Here is a 23,738-nt window from a genome sequence, read left to right as displayed (position 1 = left end):
CCATTGCTGCTCAGAGGGTTGCTCTAAGCGCTTTCGACTTTACAAGCGCACTTCTTGAAATCCGTCTCTTTGGAAATCGGACAAGTGGCATCAAGGGTGAGTTTGTTGGTCAGCTGACTTGCATCGAAGAAAGCCATGTAGACCAAGCCCTTAGGCACCTTGTTACGACCACGGGTTTCAACGCGTGTCTGCACTTCACCGCGACGGGTTGATACAGTGACTTCTTGCCCTCTGCGCAGACCACGCTCACGTGCATCTTGCGGATGCATGAACACGACACCGGCAGGGAATGCTCTGTGCAGCTCAGGAACACGACGTGTCATAGAACCTGTGTGCCAATGCTCAAGAACACGACCGGTGCACAGCCAGAGATCAAAGTCTTTGTCAGGCATTTCTGCAGGCGGCTCGTAAGGAGCAAAGATGATGTTCGCACGACCATCTGGCTTTCCGTAGAAGCGGACGCCCTCTCCTTTTGGAACATAAGGATCGTAGCCTTCACGGAAGCGATAGAGTGTTTCCTTGCCATCAACCACAGGCCAACGCAGACCGCGAGCCTTGTGATAGGTGTCAAAGTCAGCCAGATCGTGCGCATGACCGCGACCGAACTGAGCGTACTCTTCAAACAGACCCTTCTGTACGTAGAAGCCAAAGTCTTCAGACTCGTGGTTGTTGAAGCCTTCTTTCACTTCAGAAACAGGGAATTTGTCGACCACACCATTGGCGAAGAGAACTTCAAACAGTGTCTTACCGCGTAGTTCAGGCTTCTTGGCGAGAAGCTCTTCAGTCCAGACATCTTCTGTCTTGAAGTACTTGGAGAACTCCATAACCTGCCAGACATCTGACATGGCTTCACCCGGAGCCTTCACCTGCTGACGCCAGAACTGAGTACGACGTTCCGCGTTGCCGTAGGCACCTTCTTTTTCTGCCCACATAGCGGTAGGCAGAATAAGATCAGCAGCCATTGCAGTAACGGTTGGATACGGATCAGACACCACAATGAAGTTGTCTGGGTTCCGATAACCCGGCCAGCCTTCCTCGTTCATGTTTGGAGCAGCTTGCAGGTTGTTGGTGCACTGAACCCAATATGCATTCAGCTTACCGTCTTTAAGCATCCGGTGATGCAGAACTGCGTGGTAACCAGGCTTACCAGGGATCGTACCTTCTGGAATGCCCCAAGCTTTTTCACAGATCTCGCGGTGCTTAGGATTCTTAACCACCATGTCCGCAGGCAAGCGGTGCGCAAAAGTGCCAACCTCACGGGCAGTACCACAAGCAGATGGCTGACCAGTCAGGGAGAATGGACCATTGCCTGGCTCGGAGATCTTACCTGTCAGCAGGTGAACGTTATAGCAAAGGCTGTTGACCCATGTACACGTGAGTGCTGATTGAAGCCCATAGTCCAGAGAGACATAACCTTCCGGTTTGGATCAGCATATGCCTGTGCCAGCTTCAGAAGTTTCTCTGCAGGTACACCGGACATTTCCTCGGCATACTCAAGCGTATATTTGGAAACGAGCTGCTTATACTCTTCAAAGTCAATCTTGGAGATCTTGCCGGAACCAGCATTCTCGGCATCTTTCTCACGTTCGTCAGTTGGACGCAGACCGTAGCCGATATCTGTAGCTGTCTTGGTGATGTTGACGTGCTTGTTCACGAAGTCCCAGTTCACCGCATCATTCTCGATGATGTAGTTGGCGATGAAGTTGAGGATCACCAGATCAGTCTGTGGTGTGAACACCATGCCGTTGTCAGCAAGCTCGAAGCTACGATGCTCGAAAGTAGAAAGAACATGCACTTCACAGCCAGGCTTTGTCAGGCGTGTGTCTGTCAGGCGTGACCAGAGGATCGGATGCATCTCTGCCATGTTCGCGCCCCACAGCACAAACGTGTCAGCCAGCTCCAGATCATCGTAGCAGCCCATTGGCTCATCAATACCGAATGTGCGGATAAACGCTGCTACAGCAGACGCCATACAGTGGCGTGCATTTGGATCGATGTTATTGGAACGCAGACCTGCCTTCATAAACTTGGAGGCAGCATAACCTTCCCAGATGGTCCACTGACCAGAGCCAAACATACCAACCGCAGACGGACCAGTCTTCTTGATCGCATCCTTGAACTTGCCAGACATAACGGTGAAGGCTTCATCCCAGGAAACAGGCTCAAACTCACCATTCTTGTCATAAACGCCACCGGTCTTACGCAGAAGTGGTGTTCTCAGGCGATCCTGACCATACATGATCTTGGAGAGGAAATAGCCCTTGATGCAGTTCAGGCCGCGGTTTACAGGCGCATCAGGATCACCCTGAGTTGCTACAACGCGATCATCCTTCACACCAACCAGGAGTGAACAGCCAGTACCGCAAAAGCGGCAGACAGCCTTATCCCAGCGGATGTCGGAGGCTTTTCCCTGAGCCTCGGCGGACTTTGGTAGAGCGATGCCAGCTGCAGAAGCAGTTGCTGCAACCGCTGCTGACTTAATTATATCTCTGCGAGATGCCGTGATTGACATGGTTTGCCTCCCGTTAGGCCGCCTTCAAGTCAGGGTCGGTGTTTGGTTCGAATTGATGGTAAGTAAGTCCTGCAGACACAACGCCCGGGGTCCGGTGGAGCTCCATCACTTGCTGATCAGCAAATGTCTCATCCGTGTCTTCCACCGTGACGACGAGCTGCCTTGTATCTTCATTGGTGATATGAACTTCCACGCCCGGAAGGGCTGTGATTGCTTCGGAAACCTCTTGGGTCTTGCCCGGCTCGCAGGTCACAAGAACGCCGCAAATGTTCATAGAACCTCCTCTTGGAGTTTAATTTCACGCATTTCGATGGATCCGTTGGGACAGGCAACAAGGCAGGCACCGCAGCCGGTACAGGCTTCACTGTCCAAATCAGGAATTTGCTGGCCACCAAGGCCAAGATGAAACCGGATTGCCCTCATCTCACAAAAGTCTGCGCAGGCCCGGCACGCGATCTTTTGAAAAGAGAGGCAGTTGGAACCGATGGTAGCTTTCATCGCCCAGGGAGCCTCATCAGTCTTAACCAACGCTCCCTCCTTGCAGGCGTCGACACATTCCTCACAAAACGTACAGGATCCCATGCCGAAATCGACAACAGCCAATCTGCTCCGTTCAGAAATGAGAAGGATCTTTTCGGGGCACGCAGAAACACAATCGCCGCAACCGGTGCAAGCATCCGAAAATTTATCTATGCTAATACTGTAGGGCGGACACGGCTTATCCTCCGCATACTTGGATATACCAAGAAAACGCCGCCTCTCCATCTGCGCTTGCATGATAGAATCAACTTCTCAACTGAACTGAGAAAAATATATCAACGAGATTACTTTTGCATTTTGATTGCAATCAATTTGAAAGCTTGAGAAATACTAGTACAGAAAACTCAAGATTTAAAATTAACTTGAGTTTACATCTCACATTTCCGTGATGATTTAGCTTTCGTCCATATTTCAAATTACATCAAACCAAACTAATTTAGAGAATTCTGATGTAGAGTCAGTATGTTCCACTCAATAGGACAAAATCAGCACTCAAATACCTTTGTTTTAAAGCTGAAATTTTGTACTGCTTCACTGCAGAGCACTCCCCCATGCAGAACAGCTATCCGAGCCGCAAAAACTCCAAGTTTACAGTGGATTTCCGCGTATTTTTTCTTCCGTAAATCTACATGTTTTATGCAACTGATTTGCACTATCAGATACGGCCAAATCACGCTCAAAATCAGAGGGAAACTACTTAGAAATCGACGGACATTTCGAGGCCAACAACCCATGCATCAGAGATGTTCGTCTGTCCATTTGGGTTCACAACATACTGGCCATCCACCGTCGTATAGAACCACTGATTAAACTGAAAACGATGGTTCAGTTCGAAAACAAGTTCAAAGGTCTGACCGGGCAGGTCTTCGCTATAAATGCCTAAGTAGAAAGCACCTGCCGTGATGTCGTTATCACGGCTATCAAACAACCCTTTGTAATAGGCACCACCGCTCACACCATAAGGGAAACTGTTAATGCTCTGACGCGGCGCCAACGTGAAAACACCCCAAACGTTAAGCCCCTGATCCTCTTGCTCTTCATAGACCATTTGGTTGGCAATGAAGTAGAGCCCCCAGTTTCCTTCAATGATGTCATCTGGATCCACAAAACTGGTGTAATCGCTGGTATCATAGTACCCGCCAATCATGTAACGCCCGGGTAGATATGGACCATTGCTTTCCTGCCCAACAAGCAACCCGCCTTCAGCAATAGCCAGCACGCCATCTTCGGGATTGAACTTGAAATTCAGCTTGCGTGTCATTGTCCTGAGCATTCACATCAGCATTGTAAGCAGCAACCGAAAGATACAGGAACTCCTCCGGCTTAACCGTTCCTCGCACACCCCATTGGCTGAAGGGCGGCGTCGTAAAAGATGGTACGTTTTCAAGCAACTGAGCCGGGTTGCCATTGACCGCCGTGTTCACATAAAGCGGGAATGCTTCACTGAAGGCAAAGTCAGTACCAGCGGACAATCTGCCAAGCGCAATCTCAATCCGATCATTGGCCAATGTCTGCAGAAAGTTCATCTGCGAAATGCCAAACACATCGCCGATGAAGATCTGCGCCACATCGAAGAAATTATTGATGTCTTCACCGGAGAGATCACGCCCAAGACCTTGGTACAAACCCAAACTGAAACTGGTCCCGTTCAATCCCAGCAATGTCTCAAGATCAAGATCGACGCTGGCATCAAGCGCCCCTGCGTAAGCCAAAGATTGCCGTTCGCCCCCAACCGGGTTTGCCATGATGTCATGCGTATAGTTCAGCTCAGGATCAATGCCCATGTTGTTGAGCTTCGTGCGATATCCGCCCCAGTCTCCAGTCGCGGTTTCCCAGCTGTTCCAGTCCAAAGGCCAGCGGCCCGATTGAGCGTAAGCCTCTCCCCCTAAACCCAGGCAAAGCCCAAAGCATGCTGCTGTCAGCCAGCAACACCACCTCAGTTCCTGCGAAAATGAACGGGCAGAAAACGCTCGCAACTGCTGCCTCTCTCGATCAGAAGTCCAGGCCAGAAGGAACGCAAAACAACTCCAGCAAATCAACACTATGCTGGCACAATAATCAGCAGTCCTGAATTGACAGAATTGTCAATCAGATCAACGCAGTGACCACTTCTCACAAAAAAAGCGCGACCTGAAGAGGCCGCGCTGAGATTCAACCTTCACTGAACTGTTCAATCAGTCCAGCAATCCGTCCGATTTATCCATCAGGTATCGGATATGCTTCGCGAAGGGATATGCAAATGGATAGCCGAACACAACACCTCCAGCCATCGCGAGATAGGGCGACATAACTGGCAGCCCGACCCATGAAAAGATCAGCGACAAAAAGAAGAGGTTGATGCCAACCGCTCCAATACCCAGTGGGTAAAGATAGAGCGCCAGCCTTCTTACGCTGATGCGATTGCGGAGTTCGTCTTCAGTCATCTGCCTTTAACGACCCTGTGAACGACATAAAGTGAAACAACAAGCATAACTGTTGCCAGCAAAAACCAGAGTTCAGCAGTCGCACTTTGCGGCTGAGGCACAGGGCGCTGATACCCGGAAACCGCCGACATTGCGGACAAAGGCAGTAGACCCGCCATAAAGCCCATAACCATATAGAAAAGCTTCATAATCTAATACTCCCTTGTCAGGCTTCTGTAGATATCAGGTAGCGCGCGAGTAAGACGCTCCGGATTTGGGAACAATGTGTAACCACCCTTGCCGAAGATCCGGGCAAACCAGTCCTGCCCATCCTCATCAACAATCACGCCATGAACCGCCATGCCTTGGCGACGCGCTTCACGAACAGCCATGTGGCTGTCTTCAATGCCGTGAATGCCCTCATAGTGATCCAGGTCGTTTGGCTTTCCGTCTGTTAGTACAAGCAAAAGCTTCCGCTGTGTTTGCTGCAAGGCAAGCTGCGCGGTTGTATGCCGGATCGCAGCACCCAGACGGGTGTAATAACAAGGCTTGAGACCACCAATCTTCGCGATCACTTCGTCAGTCATCGGCTCATCAAAGCCTTTGGCTTTGTTCATGAAAACGCGGTCTCGTTTCAAGGACGAGAAGCCCCAGACGCCAAGATGATCGCCACTGGCATCAATACCGCCAGACAATGCAGCCAGAGCAGCACCAGCAATTTCGATCACGCTGGAATCGCCAACCGCACTCTCAGTGGAGCGGGATGTATCAAGCAACATCGCAACGGAAAGATCACGCTCGACAGCGCGGGCATCCTGGAAGATCCGATCGGACGCATATCCGGATGCCTTCAGATCAACTTGCGCAGTGACCAGCGCATCCAGATCAAGCTCAGAACCTTCCGCCTGACGCATCTGCATGATCCGCTTCGGACGCAGAGCCTCAAACTGGCGCTTCACCTGCCGGATACGGCGTCTGTGATAGGCATCTGTCAGCAGCGCGCTCTCGTAATCAGGCTCGGCGTCTTTCTCAAGAACGCGGCAGTGATCTTCCAAAAACTTGCGCTGGCGATGATCCCATTCAGGATAAGTGTACTTGTCGGAAAGGCGTTCGTGGTCCGCATCTTCTGGAGACAAGTCCAGATGCAAGCGCAAACGCGTCGCAGCTTTCCGCTGATTTTTGGAAAGGCTGATGTAGTCCTGATCATCAGCTGCTTTCTGCGCATTTTCCTCTTCATCATCGTCAGTACTACGATTGAGGTTCATGCTTTCTACCCAGGAGAGGATCGCCTCAAACCGGTGCAGAATAAAACTGTCTTTTCGATCCGCCTGCTCACGCTTCTCGCGCTTTGCTTTGCGTTTCGATGTCGCGTTGGCACCTTGCGGTGTTGGTGGAGCTTGCTCATCCGAGCGCTCTTCACCCCGTTCACCGTTGACCAACTCGCTGGAAACCCAGATCGGCACAGGCGCAAAGGTGCAATATCCACGCGGAGCCTGCAGCTTCCAACGCTCATCTACACATTCCATCGCTTTGCGAATAGTTGCACTTGTGCTGGTCACCGCACGCGGTCCACCAAGCAATTCCAGAACAATAGCTTCAACCGCAGCTTCCCATTCAGGAAGACTTGGACGCTTACGAGTTTGCAACAAGAACTCGCAGGATTCACGGAAGAATTTCTGCAGGCCGCTGCACTTTTCCCAAACACGCTCAATAGCTTGCTTGGCCAAAGCCAACGCCTGAACATCCGCCTGCAAAGGATCTTCCGGCATTTTCTGAACATCACAGTTGGCCGCAAAAGCAGCAAGCCAGATGTAATGCGCGCGGTTCATCTCCGCACTTGGGAAAACACCAAGAACTGGCGGAAGTCTTAAACGCTCACCATCAAACTCGGAGAGAAAAATAGTCTCAGCCGCGTTACCCAGTTTGCGTTTGACGGGCATACGGTAGGTTGAAGCGGTCGCCGGTGCTTGACTGATCTCGACTTTCGCTTCACCACCTAACCCGCGAAACACCACTTGCACGGAGGTACGAAGCTTAGCCAGCTCGACCTCCATATCTTCGTAGTGCACTGGAGCACCCAGGCTTGAAGCATAGTCATGCCACAGATTACCTACGGCTTCTTCAGGCTCTAAAAACTCCAGTATTTGCTCTTTCATCAGGCTCACCCGTAAACAACTGCGATCAAATCACGAAGCGCAACCTGAACATCAGGTTCATCACTCAGCGGTTCAACAACAGAGTATTGCAGTGCTTTGTCGACTGGCATACCACCAGCAATCAGGGATGCTGCATAGATCAGCAAGCGGGTTGAAACACCCTCTTCCAGATCCAGGCTGGAAAGACCACGGATATGGCCGGCAAGACGAACCAGGTTCTTGGTACGCTCAACATCAAGTCCGCTTTCTTTAGCAACAACCTGAATTTCAGTTTCCGCATCAGGGAAATCGAAGGTGGTTGAGAGGAAGCGCTGCCGTGTGGAAGGCTTCATCTGCTTCAGAACGTTCTGATAGCCGGGGTTATAGCTGGCAACGAGCATAAAGTTCGGAGGAGCTTGCAGCTCTTCGCCAGTTCTCTCAATGATGAGACGACGACGGTTATCGGTCAGCGGGTGCAGAACAACCGCAACGTCTTTCCGTGCTTCGATCACTTCATCAAGATAGCAGATCGCACCTTCACGAACAGCGCGGGTCAGCGGGCCATCGACCCACTCAGTCACGCCGCCTTTAAGCAGGTAACGACCAATCAGGTCTGCTGCGGAAAGATCATCGTGGCAAGCCACGGTGTAGATCGGACGACCCAGCTTCGCGGCCATGTGTTCCACGAAGCGGGTTTTGCCGCAGCCCGTCGGCCCCTTCAAAAGAAGGGGCAGACCTTTGTTAAAAGCCGTTTCAAATAATGCACATTCATCGGCGATTGGCTGATAATAGGGCACATCAAAAACGTGGTTCTGTACAGTCATTAACGACCACCTTCCAGAACTGCTTGGGCTTCAGGGTTGCTTCCGGTTACTGGTTTGGAACCAGATGTCTCGGTGAACAGTTCCTTCCGTGGTACGAGCACGGAGTAGATGAACAGGATTGCACCGAGTACAACAGCTGCACCAGCACCGAAGCGCATGATGTAGAACACTGTCAGCTGATCCTGAACGGTCATGAAGTCTTCACCGACAACACGCTGCATGTGTGTCTGGATGGTACCAGCAAATGTCAGCACGAAGGTCATGAAGGACATACCACCGGTCATGAGCCAGAAGCTGCCCATATTGATAACCTGGTTGTATGGGTTCCGACCCTTCAGCATTGGCATTGCGTAGGTGAATACTGCAAGGTTCAGAGCAACGTATGCGCCGAAGAAGGCAAGGTGACCATGCGCTGCAGTGATCTGAGTACCGTGTGAGTAGAAGTTCACACCGTGCAGAGTATGCAGGAAGCCCCATACGCCAGCGCCGAAGAACGCGACAGTTGCGGAACCGAGAGACCACAGCAGAGCTGCTTTGTTTGGATGGTTCTTACGACCTTTCCAGACCATGACGAAGGAGAAGGTCATCATCAGGAAGAATGGAATAACTTCCAGAGTGGAGAAGATGGAACCAATCCACTGCCAGTAGCCAGGCAAGCCAATCCAGTAGTAGTGGTGACCTGTGCCAAGAATACCGGAGAACAGGGCGGTTGCTACGATGATGTAGAGCCACTTCTCGATAACTTCGCGGTCAACACCGGTGAGTTTCAGCATCAGGAAGCCAAGGATGGAAGCCATCACGAGTTCCCAGGTACCTTCCACCCAAAGGTGAACAACATACCACCAGTACATTTTGTCCAGGCTGAGGTTTGCAGGGTTGTAGAATGCAAACAGCCACAGCAGGGAAAGAGCCCACAGACCGATCACCAGGATGTTGGTGATTGCAGTCTTACGACCTTTCAGCACAGTCATGGAGATGTTGAACAGGAAGATCAGTGCAGCAACAAGAATGCCGACTTTCACCCAGAGCGGCTGCTCAAGGAACTCACGACCTTCGTGAATGCCGAAGATATAGCTGACAACAGCACCCAGAGTACCAACAACCAGAATAAGCAACTGTATGTAAGCGAGCTTCACGGAATGGATTTCCCGCTCACTCTCTTCAGGAATGATGAAGTAAGCAGCACCGAAGAAGCCGAGCAGAAGCCAGACGACCAGCGCGTTGGTGTGCAACATGCGAACGATGTTGAACGGCAGCAACTCCGAAAGGAAGTTAGGTGAAACGTAAATCCAGCCGCCGATCAAACCGACGAGAACCTGGATTGCAAATAGTCCAAGCGCAGCTACGAAGTAAGCATACGCAACTTTTTGAGAACTGTATTTCATAATACCACCCCTTAACCAGCGTCGTTCGGTGGCCAGTCTTGCGTGTTGGTCTTGTCAGCCCAACGCAAGAATTCTGAGAGGCCGCGGACTTCTTCTTCTGTCAGCTTGAAGTATGGCATCTGACGACGCCCTTCGATGCCGCTAGGTTGAGATTCCATCCATGAGCCAAGAGTTTCAGCAGCATCATCTGGATCATCCAGAACACCCCAACGTGTCATCACGTTGCCGACTTCTGGTGCGAAGTAAGCACCTTCACCATGCAGTGTGTGACAGTTGATGCAGGAATGCTTTTCCCAAACGTGCTTACCAAGGACGACTTCGTCCGTAAGCGGAGCCTTAGCAGTCGATTCATTCACGACGTAAAGGTGGCTGTCGATTGAGAGCACGGCAAATATGCCTATGAAGAATAAGGATCCCCCATAAAAAATATTTCGTGCCCGCGATTTTGTAAGGAATTCTGACATCTACGGAATCCTATCGTGGTTACGGTCCCGAAGATGATAAAATTGACGCCAGTGGCGAAGTTTGTGCTAGAACAACCTATTCGGTAATTACCGGATATGTAAGAAATAATTCAAATAAAACAATGAGATACAAAATCGAGAATACTGGTACTTATGCCTAGTACCACACGCGTAAGCACCCCACTCGGCTTAGGAGTCGCCCATAGGGTCCAAATCAGCCAGAGTCTTCAGCTTACCGAGGTCTGTCACAACAACCTTCTTACGACCGCTGGTCACAATTCCCTGCTTCTCCCAAGCACTTAGCAAACGACTCACGGTGTAGAGAGTTGTGCCTGTCATCTCGGAGATATTCTGACGGGTAAGCGGAAAATCGATTTCCATACCCTCTTCCGTGTCACGATGGCTTTGAATAGCCAGACGCAGAAGCGCACGTGCAACACGCTGCTCAACCTGCTGGGTCGCCAACTCTAGAATGTGGTTGTTAGCCTCTGAGATGCGCTCACCGACGGTTTTGTAGGTCTCCGTGGCAAAGCCATCATACTTCGCTACAAACGTCTGCCAGAGGTTTGTAGGCCAGAACAGCACAAGGCAGTCATCAATCGCGACAGCACTTGCTGGGTAAGTCGTACGCCCGATTGCAGGCGCGATGCCCATCAGCTCGCCGCTGACGATGTGGCGTGCAATCACCTGATCACCAGCTGCGGTGGTGCGAATAACCCGCACATGGCCATCGAGAAGCAAAAAGAACCGCTCTGCTGGCTCATGCTCTTCAAAGATAGCTTGACCCGCACTGAAACGCTTTGGCGTTGCCGCGTCCAAAATCTCTCTAATATCAACACGTTCCAGCTTTCGGAACGGAGGAATATGCGAAATAAGATTTTCGTCAAGACTTCTCAAAGAAGACACCGTAGATAAATTAGAAAACACCCAAGCTAATCTGCGAGTGTTTCAGCTCATGTACTCGTAGGATTAAGCGGCTTGTTTATAGCAGAAAACATTAAGAAATTCACAGTGAACTCATTGGCGTAGTCTATTTTCTGCACATGAGTTCCAACTATCATATACGCGCTACGTTTTTTCCGCTAACTGCGCCTGTTTTCGATGTTTTTTCAACGTGTAATTCCCGCAGCAGCAAGAACAATGGCAGGCCGAGTGACACGCCAACGGTGAACACGGAAAGAATCGGTAGCCAAAGAAATTTCATTCCAAGTCGTTGCCCTTCGGCAAAGATGAAGCCTGTCAAAACCACAGCAGAAACCACAACATCCAGCCAGGCAAATGCAGAAATCTTGCCTGCAAAAGCCTCCGCTAAAAGCCGTGGCAGATCCGGGCCATTTTCAAGCAGCCATGGCATAAATGCCCCGTAGGGCAGCAGAAATCCCAAAATACAAAGAACGCCATAAAAGTATTTCATCTGCGGCTCCGCAGCTCATAATCCCAAAAGCAATAAGGCGATCCTAGTAAAGTTCTTGGCCCAAAACAACAAAAGCCCCACCAAGATGGCAGGGCTTTCGTAACTCATCTAACTCATTGGTAGATCAGCTGTCTCCAAAGAACTCAGCATCATATCCCATAGAGGCCTTCAGCAGTTCCTGAGTGTAGGCAGTCTCTGGTTTGGATTGGCGCATAGCCTCAACATCCATCACCTCAACCACTTCACCATGCTGCATAACCGCGATCTCATCACACATATGAGCCACCACAGCCAGATCGTGCGTCACCATCACGTAGGTGAGGTTATGTTCTTTACGCAGATCCGCAAACAGGTTCAGGATCTCTGCCTGCACGGACACGTCCAACGCTGAGGTCGGTTCATCCAACAACAGGATCTCCGGCTCCAGCATCAAAGCCCGCGCAACCGCCACACGTTGCCGCTGACCACCAGAAAGCTGATGCGGATAACGGAAGCGGAAATCAGCGCCCAGCCCCACATCATCCAGCGCTCGCAACACACGACCATCAATATCGTCAAACTCATGTAATTTCAGCGGTTCTGACAAAACTCGGTCAACTGTATGGCGTGGATGAAGGGATGCGTAAGGATCCTGAAACACCATCTGAATCTTACGCGCAAAGGCCTTGTCACGCTTGTGAGAGACAGGGGCTCCATCAATATCGATCTCACCATCCAGCTCTCAACCAGTCCGCACACAGCGCGCAGAACAGTTGATTTACCTGAGCCAGATTCACCAACGATACCGAAGCTACCGCCCTGCTGAACCTTGAGGCTCACATTCTTGACGGCCTGAAAGCGATCCGGACCATCACCGAAGTAAACGTTCAGGTTCTTGATTTCGAGGCGCGCGTCATTCGTTGCCTCAGCAACCCATGGCTTACGTTCCATCACAGCACTATCAGACCCTTGCATCGACACTGGCCTCCTGCTTCCAACTGTCCTGACGCTGCAAAGCTTCAAGACGTCCCTTAGGCTCCTCAATGCGCGGCAAAGCGTTCAGCAACCCGCGAGTATAAGGATGCGTCGCTTTATGCAGCTCACTGGCCTTACAGGTCTCAACAATACGGCCTGCATACATGATGATGATGCGGTCACAGAAAGACGAGACAAGGTTCAGGTCGTGACTGATAAAGATCAGCCCATACCGCGCTCTTGCACCAGCTTGTCCATAATCGCCAGCACCTTCATCTGAACGGTCACGTCCAATGCAGAAGTCGGCTCATCAGCAATCAGCAGTTTGGGATCGGTGATCAGCATCATCGCGATCATCACACGCTGGCCCATACCGCCTGAAAGCTCATGCGGGTAGCTGTCAAACACACGCTCTGGATTACGGATCTGCACCGCTTCCAGCATCTCCAACGCACCCTGACGGGCTTCACGACGAGACGCCTTGGTGTGAAGACGCAAAGCCTCACAGATCTGCTTACCAACAGTGTGAACCGGGTTAAGCGAGAACTTCGGGTCCTGCATCACCATGGAAATCTGGTGTCCACGGATCTTACGCATTTGCTTCTCAGAATAGTCCAGCAGGTTCTCACCGTTGAACAGGATAGACTTGGCTTCCATCTGCCCCGGTGAACGGATGAGACGCAGAATACTGCGGCCAGTCATGGATTTACCAGAACCACTCTCACCCACGATTCCAACGCGCTCACGCCCGACGGAGAACGAAATCCCCCGCACAGCATCAACAGTACCATTGCGTGTTGGGAAGCGAACCCAAAGGTCCTCAACGCTTAAAAGCGTATCACTCATGGTCCTCTCCCTCAGCTCTGGCTTTTCTTCGGATCAAGAATATCGCGCAGACCATCACCCAGCAGGTTGAAGCCCAAAGACACGATAAAGATCGCCATACCCGGCATCGCCGCAACCCACCACTGGTCCAGAACAAACTTACGACCAGCAGAGATCATCGCACCCCATTCAGGATCCGGTGGTTGAGCGCCAAGACCGAGGAAACCAAGACCAGCAGCGGTCAAAATGATCCCGGCCATATCCAGCGTTACACGCACGATGATGGAGGACAAACACAGCGGCCACACATGGCCCACAATGATGTGCATGACACCCGCACCCTGCAAACGCACAGCACTGATGTAATCCGCATTACGAATGGTCAGAGTTTCAGCACGTGCAATACGCGCGTAAGGAGGCCACGCTGTCAGGCTGATCGCAATAATGGCGCTCTCAATGCCAGCCCCAAGCGCAGCAACAAATGCCAATGCCAGAATGAGCTTGGGAAACGCCAGAAAAATGTCGACCAAACGCATAAGAAGCTGATCAACCCAACCACCCAGATAACCAGCGACTGTACCAATCAGCAAACCGAAGACCGGTGCGGTGAAGGCAACAATGCCAACAATCAGAAGAGTGATCCGGGAGCCATAAACAAGGCGGCTGTAAATGTCGCGACCCAGTTCATCCGTACCCAGCAGATACCCATCTGTCCCCGGTGAGAGCAGGCGTTTACTCAAGTCCTGCGCATTCGGCTCAGCGGTCGCCAGCAATGGCGCAAAAACAGCCATCAGCACCAGACCAAGAATGATCAGGAAACCAAGAAAGGCGAGTTTATTTTCATAGAGTTTCAGCCATCCCAGATACAGCTGCACAGCACGCGCATGACCGCGAGATTCAGGAGCATCAGAGGTAAGCCATGCCTTCAAACCGGATTTTTCAGGCACATTTGATTTTACAGGTGCTGTTGTCATCGTGCCCTCGGATCCACCACTTTGTACATAAAGTCAGAGAAGAGGTTGAGACCAACAAAGATCGCACCAACCACAACCGTTCCACCCAAAACCGCGTTCATATCCGCAGAAAGCAGAGCATTGGTGATGTAGTTGCCCAGCCCCGGCCAGGAGAAGATAATCTCAGTCAGCACAGACCCTTCCAGCAGGTTCGCATAGGAGAGCGCAATAACGGTAATCAGCGGTATCATCACATTCGGCAAAGCATGACGCCAAATGACAGCAGTCTCAGAGACACCCTTCACACGCGCAGTTGTAATGTACTCCTGAGAGAACTGCTCGAGCATGAAAGAGCGGGTCATGCGTGAAATATAGGCAATGGAATAATAGCCAAGAATGCTGGCTGGCAGGATGATGTGGCTCACTGCATTCCAGAAGATTTCGATCTCACCAGCAAGCAGGCTGTCGATCAGGATCATACCGGTAACAACAGGAACGATATCTTCGTAATAGATCTCAATCCGGCCCGGGCCACCAACCCAACCAAGAATACCGTAGAAAATCAGCAGGCCCATCAGACCAAACCAGAAAATCGGCATGGAGTAGCCAAACAATCCAACAAGGCGGATCAGCTGGTCAGGCCAACGGCCTTCGTTCACGGCAGCAAGCACACCCATCGGCACACCAATGCCAACCCCGGCAATTGTCGCTAAGGTCGCAAGTTCCAGTGTAGCCGGGAACACGCGGGCAATATCCTCAACAACGGGCCGCGCTGTCAGCGTCGACATCCCGAAGTCCCCCATAGCCACCTGTTTCAGGAACAGCAAAAACTGCACGTAAAGCGGCTGATCAAGACCCATGGCCTTGTAGGCTGCCTCATAGATTTCCTGAGATGCACGTTCACCAACCACCGCCAGAACCGGGTCGACGGGCATCACACGCGCAATAATGAAGGTGACGAAGAGCAGCCCCACCATGGTAAGAGCTAGTGAGAAAAGGCCAGCGATTAAACCTTTTAAAATCTTGTAGAGCGGCGAGGAAGTCCCTCGCCGCGCCACAGTCGCTGTAGAGTCAGCGATGCTCATATTGCTTCAGCCAATCTTATTTTTTAACAGGCCAGTAGAATACGCTTGTGATCGCGCCACCCGGATTGAAGCCAGATACGTTTGCACGCATGGAGTTCTGTTCGATTTTCTGGAACATAACTGCAAATGGAGCTTCTTTCTGGAAGGTCTTCTGAGCTTCAACGTACATGCGAGCACGCTTCTCACGGTCACTTTCCTGCACAGCCAGATCAGTCAGAACTGTCAGGTCTTTTGCTGGATAAGCGTTACGCCATGCCAGTTTACCTGTCAGCTTCGCTTCATCGCGGTTGTCAGGGTTGTTCGCAAAGGTATCAGCGTTTGTGTGTGGATCTGGATAGTCCGGACCCCATGCACCTACGTAGATCTGGAAGTCACGAGCACGGTAACGACCAAGGATCTGTTTACCGGTACCGGTAGAGATCTTCGCGTTGATGCCAGCCTGACCGAAGGTGTTCTGCAAGCTCTGAGCAATTTCGAGACGCTCTGTTGCATTACGCACGATGAACTCAACGTCGAAGCCATCAGCATAACCAGCTTCATCCAGCAGAGCTTTCGCTTTTTCAACGTTCAGGGAGTAAGGAGTGTCTTTCAACTCACCCATGTAGGTCTGTGGCAGGAAGGCCTGCTGAATGGTGTACTGACCTTTCAGGAAGGATCCAGTCATACCTTTATAGTCAACCAGATACTTCAGAGCTTCCGCAACCTTTGGATGGGACAGAGCCTTATCTTTCTGGTTGAAGGAGATGTACATCAGACGACCACGAAGAGTGTCCTCAACCTTGAGGTCTTCGTTGGTAGAGATGGATGCAATGTCTTCTGGAGATAGGTGACGCGCAATATCAACGTCGCCTTTTTCCAGCATCAGACGCTGAGAAGCAGATTCCATCACGTGACGCACGATAACGCGCTTCATCGCAACTTCACCACGCCAGTAACCTGGAACAGCTGTCAGAGAGTAAGACTCATTTGGTTTCCAGTTCTGCAGCTTGAATGCGCCAGAACCAGCAGAGTTGGTTTTCAGCCAGCCGTTACCCCAGTCACCATCGACTTCGTTGGACTTAACCAGCTCAGAGTCAACGATGGAAGCGATTGCAGCGGTGAAGCAGTTCAGCACGAAAGAAGGAGCATACTTCTTGTCAGTGGTGATCTGGAACGTGTTCGCATCAACAGCCTTGATGGTGTCATTCATGTTCTCAGCGGTGAAACCGAATTGAGTAAGAATGAAGGAAGGTGTCTTTTTCAGAGCAACTGCACGGCGGATACTGAACTCAGCATCCTTTGCAGTTACAGGGTTGCCGGAATGGAACTTGATGCCTTCACGCATTTTGAACGTAAAGGTCTTGCCATCCTCGGAGATCTCCCAGCTCTCAGCCAGACCTGGGCCATAACCTTTAGAAAGGTCGGATGGGTCCAGCATAACCAGCTTGTCGTAGATGTTGTTCGCCATGTCTGTGCCGGAGAACTCAAACATCTCTTGCGGGTCAAGAGAGATGAGGTCGTCGATACGGCCAGCAATGATGAGCATGTTAGGTGGTGTTGCAGCACCTGCCTCAGTGATGATAGCGCCGGAAATTGGCATCGCCACGCTTGCAGCAAGCGCGAGCGAGAGAAGACTACGCTTAAATTGCATTTAAAAATGCTCCCCTATTTATAAAAGGCCTTCGCATCGTTGGACTGGCAAAGGCAAAAAGAATTGTAATCGCGCATAAGTGCAATCACTGATTAAATTCTTTCATTTTTTAGGAAAGGGAACAAGTACCCTTGGTTGAGCTCAGCCCAAGAATACCATGCAGGAGCTCAATCTTCGCTTGATCCTGAAAGACTAACCTTGCGGTTTCTGCCAGTAATCCAACCTCCCCTAACGGAGTAGTCAATTGGTATGATCAGATCTGATTCAGCCTAAAAAAATCAGCTATTTAATCGTTTTAAGGATGCGCTGGCGACTCCTCAAACGACAAGTGCCGCACACAAGGTGCGGCACTGGAACAAAATGCCAAATTGGACTGAGCCTGTGAGAAATTTTATTTATCAAACACTCTCAAGAGTTGCGGCCTTTTCTTGCTGACCTAACGTCCCCAATTTGGAAATCGCGAATCCGTCACCGCCAAACACGTGCGCATGGCCGCATTCCAGCTTCACCTGACAGCTCTCGCCGGCCTTCGCCTGAGCATCGCCCTTACCCTGAACGGTCACCAGAGAACCATCCGTCAGGCGCACATGCAGGAAGTGGCTTTCACCAAGTTCTTCGATGACTTCCACCTTGCCAGCCAGCTCACCTTCGCCGCCGCTCACCATATGCTCGGGACGAATGCCGAACTCCACCTTATCGCCAACAGCAACAGAGGACGGGTCAACAGCAACCTTCACCGGTGCGGAGCCAACAACAGACAGCTCAACACCATCTTCAGCAACACCTGTCACCTGAGCCTCAATGAAATTCATCTTTGGCGATCCAATGAAGCCAGCCACGAACTTGTTGCGTGGGCGGTGATACAGCTCAAGCGGGCTACCAACCTGCTCAATACGGCCCGCATTCAGCACCACAATCCGGTCAGCAAGTGTCATTGCTTCCACCTGATCGTGGGTAACGTAGACCATGGTGGCATCCATGTCCTGATGCAGCTTGGCAATCTCGATACGCATCTGCACGCGCAGCGCCGCATCAAGGTTGGACAGAGGCTCATCGAACAGGAAGACCTTCGGATTGCGCACAATCGCACGGCCAATCGCCACACGCTGACGCTGACCACCAGAAAGCTGCTTCGGCTTACGTTCCAGCAACGGAGTCAGCTCTAGAATACGAGCCGCCTCCATCACCTTCTCTTTGATATCCTCTTTGGAGTGCTTGGAGAGCTCGAGGCCAAACGCCATGTTCTCATAAACACTCATGTGCGGATAAAGAGCATAGCTCTGGAACACCATGGCAATCTTGCGTTCCTTAGGAGTGCGCTGGTTCACCAGGTCTCCATCAATGAACATGTCACCATCAGTGATATCTTCAAGCCCGGCGATCAGACGCAGCAAAGTCGACTTACCGCAGCCGGATGGTCCGACAAACACGATCAGTTCACGATCTTTGATCTGCAAATCAACGCCGTGGATGATGCGGGTTGACCCGAAGTCCTTGACGATACCCTTAAGTGTTACATCTGCCATGGTGTTGCCCTCAGCTTAGTTCTTTGAGATTTGCAAGTAAGCCACTTGCCATGCAGGCAGGTTGAGTGCCTCGCCGTCCATTTCCGCACTAAATCCATGCCCCTCCAGCAACGCAGCAGAGCTGTAAGCTCCCAGAGCAACACGCATATCATCATTTGTCAGGTTGAAGACACAGAGCACTTTCTCACCTTCATGCTCACGCTCAAACGCCAGCACATCTTCACCCAGATCAACAAAGTCCAGAGAGCCCTTCTGCAGAACCTTCTGATCCTTGCGCCAATGCAGGTACTTTGCAGTCCGGCGCATTGGAGAAGCCTCATCGCCCACCTGAGCTTCGGCACTGTGATCCAGATGATCCTGCGCCATTGGCAGCCAAGGCTTACCAGTGGTGAACCCACCGTCCTTGGACCAGGCAATCGGCGTACGGCAACCATCACGGCCTTTATACTCAGGCCAGAACTCAATGCCATACGGATCCTGCAGATCTTCAAAAGCAACATCAGCCTCTTTGAAGCCAAGCTCCTCACCCTGATAGATGCAAGGGCTACCACGCAGTGACGCACTCAGAGCCAGCAGAGCCGGTGTTGCCACCTGAGGATCAACACCCTCTGGCAAACGAGAGCCCATACGCTTCACATCGTGGTTGGACATCGCCCAGCTTGGCCAGCCTTCAGTCACGATGTTCTGCAGGTTGGTCACACGCTCGCGCACATACTTCGCAGTTGGCGTGTTGGAAAGCAGATCAAAGCTGTAAGCCATGTGCAGACGACCATCACCTGAGGTGTACTGCTTCATGATCTCGCTGGCTTCATGCCCCGCACCGATCTCACCAACTGTAGTGGTGTTCGGGAACTCGTTCATCACCTCACGCAAACGCTCAAGGAACTTCAGGTTCTCAGGCTGAGACTTATCGAACTTGTGATCCTGGAACGCATAAGGGTTCACGCCGGTCACGTCGGCAAGACTATCTGGATCCGGATAAGGTGGGTTGTCACGCAGCTGCTTGTCGTGAACGTAGAAGTTCACAGTATCAAGACGGAACCCGTCAACACCCAGCTTCAGCCAGAAGCGTGCTGCATCCAGAACAGCCTGCTGCACTTCTTCGCAGTGGAAGTTCAGGTCCGGCTGGGAGCGCAGGAAGTTGTGCAGGTAGTACTGACAACGACGGCTATCCCACTGCCAAGCAGAACCACCAAAGATGGAGAGCCAGTTGTTTGGCGGAGATCCATCAGCCTTAGGATCAGCCCACACATACCAGTCGGACTTGCTGTTGGTCTTATTGCTCCGGCTTTCAACAAACCATTCATGCTGATCAGAGGTGTGCGAGATCACCAGATCGATCAGCACACGAATGCCCTTGCCATGCGCTTTGGCAATCAGCTCTTTAAAGTCGTCCAGAGAGCCGAACATTGGATCAACGTCTTCATAATCAGAGACGTCATAGCCAAAGTCATCCATCGGCGACTTCATGAACGGCGAGATCCAGATCGCATCAGCACCAAGATCAGAGATGTAATCCAGCTTCTCGGTAATTCCTGGAAGGTCACCAATGCCATCACCGTTGCTATCAGCAAAAGACCGCGGATAGATTTGATAAATGACTGCGCCCCGCCACCAATCCGGATCGTTCGCCAGAACTCGATGGCTTGTGTTTTCGTTTATTGGGGTAGAGAGGTTCATTCCAGTTATCCTTTAACCGCACCAGCAGTAAGACCAGCGACGATTTTTCGTTGAAACACCAGCACTAGGACCACGATCGGAACGGTCACTAGTACAGAAGCAGCCATGATGTTGCCCCATGGCAGCTCGTATTCAGTTGCGCCGGACATCAGGCAATCGCCACTGGCACGGTGCGAACTTCGTTGGATAGAGTAAAGGTGAGCGCAAACAGGAACTCGTTCCACGCACCGATAAAAGCAAGCAGACCGGTGGTCACCATGGCTGGCCACATCAACGGCAGGAAGATCCGGCGCACAATGGTCAGCGGAGAAGCACCATCAACAACAGCCGCTTCTTCCAGTTCCTTCGGCAACTCCTTCATGAAGGTGGTCAGCACCCACACGGTAAACGGCAGCGTCAGCACGGTGTTCGGGATAATCAATCCCGGCAGGGAGTTATAAAGCCCCATGGAACGGATCAGCTCATACATGCCGGACAGGATCGCCACCTGCGGGAACATGGAGACAGACAGAATAGTCATCAGCAGCAAGCCACGACCACGGAAGTGGATGCGAGCCAGCGCATAAGACGCAGTCACCGCGATGATCAGCGACAAGATCACAACGGACGTCGCCACGATCACCGAGTTCAGAATGTTCAGACCAAACGGCTGCTCTTTAAAGATCGAGAAGTAGTTGCCAATGCTGAAGCTGGTCGGGAATACAGACGGATTGAACAGCTCCTGCCCGCTTCTGAAACTGGTTATGATCGCGTAGTAGAACGGAAAGACAGAGAAGAGAACAACTCCGACAACCAGCGCATAGAACACAAAGGTTTTGATTTGACGGTTCATGCCTGATCTCCTTCACCGGATTTCAATCCGCCTGCCACCACGGTAATGGTCGTCAACAAGGCAATCACAATGAACAGCAGCGTTGCAGCGGCAGAGCCGTAGCCGACCTCCTGGAAGTCCACCAGCTGCTGCCTTGCATAGACTGACATGGACATTGTCGAAGTGGAGTTGGATGTCAGCACGTAAATCAGATCAAACACGCGCAACGCATCAAGACTGCGGAAAATCACCGCAACAATGATCGCTGGACGGATCAGCGGCAAAGTCACTTTGAAGAACACGCGGATCGGATTGATGCCATCCACGCGCGCTGCTTCATAGATATCGCCGGGCAACATCTGCAGTGCAGCAAGGGTCAGCAGTGCCATGAATGGTGTGGTCTTCCACACATCCACCATGATCACAGCCCACATCGCGGTGGAAGGATCAGCGGTCCAGGCAACAGCTCAGACAGAATGCCAACGCCGAGGAGAATTTCGTTAATCACACCAAACTGGTCGTGAAGCATCCAGCCCCACATCTTGGCGGAAACAATTGTCGGGATCGCCCATGGGATCAGAACAGCAGCACGCACAAGGCCGCGTCCCTTGAATTCCGCATTCAGGATCAACGCAATGATGAGCGAACAGGGTTTCAAGACCAACAGAAATGACAGAGAACCAGAGTGTATTCCAAACCGCATTCCACCACTCGGCATCAACGAGAACGCCGTAAGCTTCCCCATCATAAAAGGCGAGATAGTTCTCAAAGCCGATGAACTGGGATTCACTGAGATCTATGAGGTTTGCGTCGGTAAAACCCAACCAGATGGTGCGGAGCAACGGCCAGCCTGCAACAGCGGCCAATGCGATCATCATGGGGGCGAGAAAAAGCCACGCGGCGCGTAATCTGGCAGAACTCAGATTAGAGCGTTTTGCCTTACGTGTGGCAGTACCATCCTGCTGCAGAGCAAGGGTCATCCTCTGATCCTTGGTTTCTTTATTTCAGGGAAACTCCAAGGAACCACCCCGGAGCTCGGTTCAGTGTTGCGGCCATCGGGAGGCCGCAACACAGATCGCAAGTCTAGGGAGGAGACTTACCAGCCTTTACGCTTGATGCGTTTCAGGTTCTTCTCAAGTTTCGCAAGGGATGCTTCTGCTTCGGTTTTACCGGAAAGCACATCATGCACTGCATTGTAGAATGCGTTGGAAACTTTGTTGTAGTTAGAGCCAGTTGCACGGGATGGACGTGCTACGGCGTTGGTGAAGGTGTCTTTCAGCTGACCCATGAATGGGCTTGCTGCCAGCACGTCTGCATCAGTGTACAGATCAGCAATGGTTGGGTTGTAAGAACCTTCGATAGCGCGCTGCTTCTGGCTCTTCTTGCTGGTCAGGTGCATAACGAGGCTTGCAGCTGCTTCAGGCGCTTTAGAGTACTTGGAAACAGCAAGCTGCCAGCCACCAAGAGTACCGGTCTGCTTTCCGTCTTCCCCACCTTTAGGCAGAGCCATCACACCGATCTTACCTTTGATCGGGGAATCGTCAGCCTGACCAAGAGACCATGCATAAGGCCAGTTACGCATGAACACTGCATTACCGGACTGGAACACGCCGCGTGCATCTTCTTCCTGATAGGAAAGAACACCAGCAGGTGCGATTGAACCGGTCCAGCTAGCTGCCAGTTTAAGAGCTTTTGCAGCTTTTTCGTTGTTGATGGTGATGTCGCCGTCTGCATTCACAACATCGCCACCGCCGAAGCTGTCAACCCACTCAAGAGCGTCACAGGTCAGACCTTCGTAAGCCTTCGCCTGATAAACAAAGCCCCACATTTTGTCGTTGCCAGCTGCACGTTCAGCATCCTGGATTTTCTTCGCAGTCGCGGTCAGATCACCCCAGGTTTCAGGAGCTTTTTCGCCGTGCTTTTCAAGCAGATCTTTGCGGTAGAACAGCAGGCCAGCGTCGGTGTACCAAGGCATAGCAACCAGCTTGCCTTTATAGGTGTTGTTCGCAACGATTGGCTGGAAGTGCATGTCTTCTGCGCCATTGGAGTATGGCTTCAGATCGATCAGGTGACTTCCAAGAATACCAGGCCAGATAACGTCAATCTGGAAGACGTCGATATCGGAGGAACCAGAGCTCAGGATCTGCTGGTAGAGTGCCAGCTGCTCGGTAGAAGATGCAGGTGCAGCGAAGAACTTGACGGTGTTGCCGGTTTCTTTGGCCCACTCAGTTGCTGCGCCCTTACAAAGCTTAGCGCCCTGCCCAACACTGCCGCAAACAACAGTAACTTCAGCAGCCATTGCATAACCCGCAACGCCAGCCATACCAGCAAGTGCAACAGCAGAACCTAATAATGTACGACGGATACCCATAATGGGACGCCTCCCTGTTTCGTCCTTGGCCCTCATTCAACGAATTCCCAATCGTTGTCCGGCCAGTAATTAACCCTCCAGAGCGAAGGGCTCCCCAAACACTGGCAATCTATTGAAAGATTCCCAAAGCGCTTTGAGACCAGCAAAGTTTACTCACCGGTCTAAGTCAATAGTAAAAATCCGTAGGAACATTTGTGACCATGCCCGCCAAAGGCCCAATTTTGCGA

At 51.5% G+C, this 23,738-nt stretch carries 18 protein-coding genes and 5 pseudogenes; all 23 read right to left on the bottom strand.

Annotated elements, in window-relative coordinates; all coding sequences use genetic code 11:
• Positions 1–23 precede the first annotated feature (23 nt).
• The 23 genes and pseudogenes from napA to JCM12308_RS17620 all read right to left on the bottom strand — a co-directional run bounded on the left by napA (position 24) and on the right by JCM12308_RS17620 (position 23,511).
• A pseudogene (napA, locus tag JCM12308_RS17725) lies at positions 24–2,512 on the bottom strand (nitrate reductase catalytic subunit NapA).
• A 13-nt stretch (positions 2,513–2,525) separates the two neighbouring features.
• On the bottom strand, positions 2,526–2,786 hold the full coding sequence (locus JCM12308_RS17720) for a chaperone NapD (protein ID WP_054784617.1): 261 nt from the start codon (positions 2,784–2,786) through the stop codon (positions 2,526–2,528).
• On the bottom strand, positions 2,783–3,277 hold the full coding sequence (gene napF, locus JCM12308_RS33070; protein WP_373282387.1) for a ferredoxin-type protein NapF: 495 nt from the start codon (positions 3,275–3,277) through the stop codon (positions 2,783–2,785). The genes JCM12308_RS17720 and napF overlap by 4 nt, the downstream gene beginning before the upstream one ends.
• 472 nt (positions 3,278–3,749) lie before the next feature.
• Positions 3,750–4,313 carry a carbohydrate porin gene (locus JCM12308_RS32395; RefSeq protein WP_208978691.1) on the bottom strand — a complete coding sequence of 188 codons (564 nt, stop codon included), beginning with the start codon at positions 4,311–4,313 and terminating at the stop codon, positions 3,750–3,752.
• Positions 4,255–4,902, bottom strand: a complete 648-nt coding sequence (locus tag JCM12308_RS32390) for a carbohydrate porin (protein WP_208978690.1) — start codon at positions 4,900–4,902, stop codon at positions 4,255–4,257. Before JCM12308_RS32390 ends, JCM12308_RS32395 begins: the two co-directional genes overlap by 59 nt.
• Before the next feature lie 324 nt (positions 4,903–5,226).
• Positions 5,227–5,475 carry a hypothetical protein gene (locus JCM12308_RS17705; RefSeq protein ID WP_008552875.1) on the bottom strand — a complete coding sequence of 83 codons (249 nt, stop codon included), beginning with the start codon at positions 5,473–5,475 and terminating at the stop codon, positions 5,227–5,229.
• On the bottom strand, positions 5,472–5,663 hold the full coding sequence (locus JCM12308_RS17700) for a hypothetical protein (RefSeq protein ID WP_037038177.1): 192 nt from the start codon (positions 5,661–5,663) through the stop codon (positions 5,472–5,474). Before JCM12308_RS17700 ends, JCM12308_RS17705 begins: the two co-directional genes overlap by 4 nt.
• Positions 5,664–5,666: 3 nt before the next feature.
• The gene (locus tag JCM12308_RS17695) at positions 5,667–7,610 is read right to left on the bottom strand and encodes a nitric oxide reductase activation protein NorD (protein WP_174519201.1); all 1,944 of its coding nucleotides are present in this window, start codon (positions 7,608–7,610) and stop codon (positions 5,667–5,669) included.
• A gap of 5 nt (positions 7,611–7,615) precedes the next feature.
• On the bottom strand, positions 7,616–8,413 hold the full coding sequence (locus JCM12308_RS17690) for a CbbQ/NirQ/NorQ/GpvN family protein (RefSeq protein WP_008552880.1): 798 nt from the start codon (positions 8,411–8,413) through the stop codon (positions 7,616–7,618).
• Complete coding sequence (locus JCM12308_RS17685) at positions 8,413–9,798, bottom strand: cbb3-type cytochrome c oxidase subunit I (protein ID WP_008552859.1); 1,386 nt, start codon at positions 9,796–9,798, stop codon at positions 8,413–8,415. The genes JCM12308_RS17690 and JCM12308_RS17685 overlap by 1 nt, the downstream gene beginning before the upstream one ends.
• An 11-nt stretch (positions 9,799–9,809) precedes the next feature.
• Entirely contained in the window at positions 9,810–10,262 is a 453-nt protein-coding gene (locus JCM12308_RS17680) for a c-type cytochrome (RefSeq protein WP_037038179.1), read from the bottom strand.
• A gap of 189 nt (positions 10,263–10,451) precedes the next feature.
• Positions 10,452–11,168 (bottom strand): Crp/Fnr family transcriptional regulator, encoded by a 717-nt coding sequence (locus JCM12308_RS17675; RefSeq protein ID WP_008552895.1) that lies wholly within the window; start codon positions 11,166–11,168, stop codon positions 10,452–10,454.
• 151 nt (positions 11,169–11,319) lie between these two features.
• Positions 11,320–11,676 carry a DUF2834 domain-containing protein gene (locus JCM12308_RS17670; RefSeq protein WP_054784614.1) on the bottom strand — a complete coding sequence of 119 codons (357 nt, stop codon included), beginning with the start codon at positions 11,674–11,676 and terminating at the stop codon, positions 11,320–11,322.
• A gap of 124 nt (positions 11,677–11,800) precedes the next feature.
• Positions 11,801–12,606, bottom strand: a pseudogene (locus JCM12308_RS17665) (ABC transporter ATP-binding protein).
• A 10-nt stretch (positions 12,607–12,616) separates the two neighbouring features.
• Positions 12,617–13,476 (bottom strand): annotated as a pseudogene (locus JCM12308_RS17660) (ABC transporter ATP-binding protein).
• Positions 13,477–13,487: 11 nt separating this feature from the next.
• On the bottom strand, positions 13,488–14,429 hold the full coding sequence (locus JCM12308_RS17655; protein ID WP_054784613.1) for an ABC transporter permease: 942 nt from the start codon (positions 14,427–14,429) through the stop codon (positions 13,488–13,490).
• Positions 14,426–15,493: an ABC transporter permease gene (locus JCM12308_RS17650; protein ID WP_054784612.1), complete on the bottom strand. Its 1,068-nt coding sequence runs from the start codon at positions 15,491–15,493 to the stop codon at positions 14,426–14,428. The genes JCM12308_RS17655 and JCM12308_RS17650 overlap by 4 nt, the downstream gene beginning before the upstream one ends.
• A gap of 16 nt (positions 15,494–15,509) precedes the next feature.
• Positions 15,510–17,123 (bottom strand): ABC transporter substrate-binding protein, encoded by a 1,614-nt coding sequence (locus tag JCM12308_RS17645; RefSeq protein WP_054784611.1) that lies wholly within the window; start codon positions 17,121–17,123, stop codon positions 15,510–15,512.
• Positions 17,124–17,521: 398 nt separating this feature from the next.
• Complete coding sequence (locus JCM12308_RS17640; protein WP_008552857.1) at positions 17,522–18,649, bottom strand: ABC transporter ATP-binding protein; 1,128 nt, start codon at positions 18,647–18,649, stop codon at positions 17,522–17,524.
• Positions 18,650–18,664: 15 nt separating this feature from the next.
• Positions 18,665–20,329, bottom strand: a complete 1,665-nt coding sequence (locus JCM12308_RS17635) for an alpha-glucosidase family protein (protein WP_054784610.1) — start codon at positions 20,327–20,329, stop codon at positions 18,665–18,667.
• Positions 20,330–20,334: 5 nt separating this feature from the next.
• Positions 20,335–21,161: pseudogene (locus JCM12308_RS17630) on the bottom strand (carbohydrate ABC transporter permease).
• A pseudogene (locus JCM12308_RS17625) lies at positions 21,158–22,120 on the bottom strand (carbohydrate ABC transporter permease). The pseudogenes JCM12308_RS17630 and JCM12308_RS17625 overlap by 4 nt, the downstream one beginning before the upstream one ends.
• 116 nt (positions 22,121–22,236) lie before the next feature.
• Entirely contained in the window at positions 22,237–23,511 is a 1,275-nt protein-coding gene (locus JCM12308_RS17620; protein WP_054784609.1) for an ABC transporter substrate-binding protein, read from the bottom strand.
• Positions 23,512–23,738: the final 227 nt, after the last annotated feature.

Origin of the sequence: Pseudovibrio denitrificans JCM 12308, assembly GCF_001310815.1 — a bacterium.
GTDB classification, from domain to species: Bacteria; Pseudomonadota; Alphaproteobacteria; order Rhizobiales; family Stappiaceae; genus Pseudovibrio; species Pseudovibrio denitrificans.
The sequence above is the reverse complement of the archived record's forward strand: the minus strand, read 5'-3'. Positions and strand labels throughout refer to the sequence as shown.

Coding starts and splice junctions, on each gene's coding strand:
- JCM12308_RS17720 (WP_054784617.1), bottom strand. CDS start 2,786: ATGAACATTTGCGGCGTTCTTGTGACCTGCGAGCCGGGCAAGACCCAA.
- napF (WP_373282387.1), bottom strand. CDS start 3,277: ATGGAGAGGCGGCGTTTTCTTGGTATATCCAAGTATGCGGAGGATAAG.
- JCM12308_RS32395 (WP_208978691.1), bottom strand. CDS start 4,313: ATGACACGCAAGCTGAATTTCAAGTTCAATCCCGAAGATGGCGTGCTG.
- JCM12308_RS17705 (WP_008552875.1), bottom strand. CDS start 5,475: ATGACTGAAGACGAACTCCGCAATCGCATCAGCGTAAGAAGGCTGGCG.
- JCM12308_RS17700 (WP_037038177.1), bottom strand. CDS start 5,663: ATGAAGCTTTTCTATATGGTTATGGGCTTTATGGCGGGTCTACTGCCT.
- JCM12308_RS17695 (WP_174519201.1), bottom strand. CDS start 7,610: ATGAAAGAGCAAATACTGGAGTTTTTAGAGCCTGAAGAAGCCGTAGGT.
- JCM12308_RS17690 (WP_008552880.1), bottom strand. CDS start 8,413: ATGACTGTACAGAACCACGTTTTTGATGTGCCCTATTATCAGCCAATC.
- JCM12308_RS17685 (WP_008552859.1), bottom strand. CDS start 9,798: ATGAAATACAGTTCTCAAAAAGTTGCGTATGCTTACTTCGTAGCTGCG.
- JCM12308_RS17680 (WP_037038179.1), bottom strand. CDS start 10,262: ATGTCAGAATTCCTTACAAAATCGCGGGCACGAAATATTTTTTATGGG.
- JCM12308_RS17670 (WP_054784614.1), bottom strand. CDS start 11,676: ATGAAATACTTTTATGGCGTTCTTTGTATTTTGGGATTTCTGCTGCCC.
- JCM12308_RS17655 (WP_054784613.1), bottom strand. CDS start 14,429: ATGACAACAGCACCTGTAAAATCAAATGTGCCTGAAAAATCCGGTTTG.
- JCM12308_RS17650 (WP_054784612.1), bottom strand. CDS start 15,493: ATGAGCATCGCTGACTCTACAGCGACTGTGGCGCGGCGAGGGACTTCC.
- JCM12308_RS17645 (WP_054784611.1), bottom strand. CDS start 17,123: ATGCAATTTAAGCGTAGTCTTCTCTCGCTCGCGCTTGCTGCAAGCGTG.
- JCM12308_RS17640 (WP_008552857.1), bottom strand. CDS start 18,649: ATGGCAGATGTAACACTTAAGGGTATCGTCAAGGACTTCGGGTCAACC.
- JCM12308_RS17635 (WP_054784610.1), bottom strand. CDS start 20,329: ATGAACCTCTCTACCCCAATAAACGAAAACACAAGCCATCGAGTTCTG.
- JCM12308_RS17620 (WP_054784609.1), bottom strand. CDS start 23,511: ATGGGTATCCGTCGTACATTATTAGGTTCTGCTGTTGCACTTGCTGGT.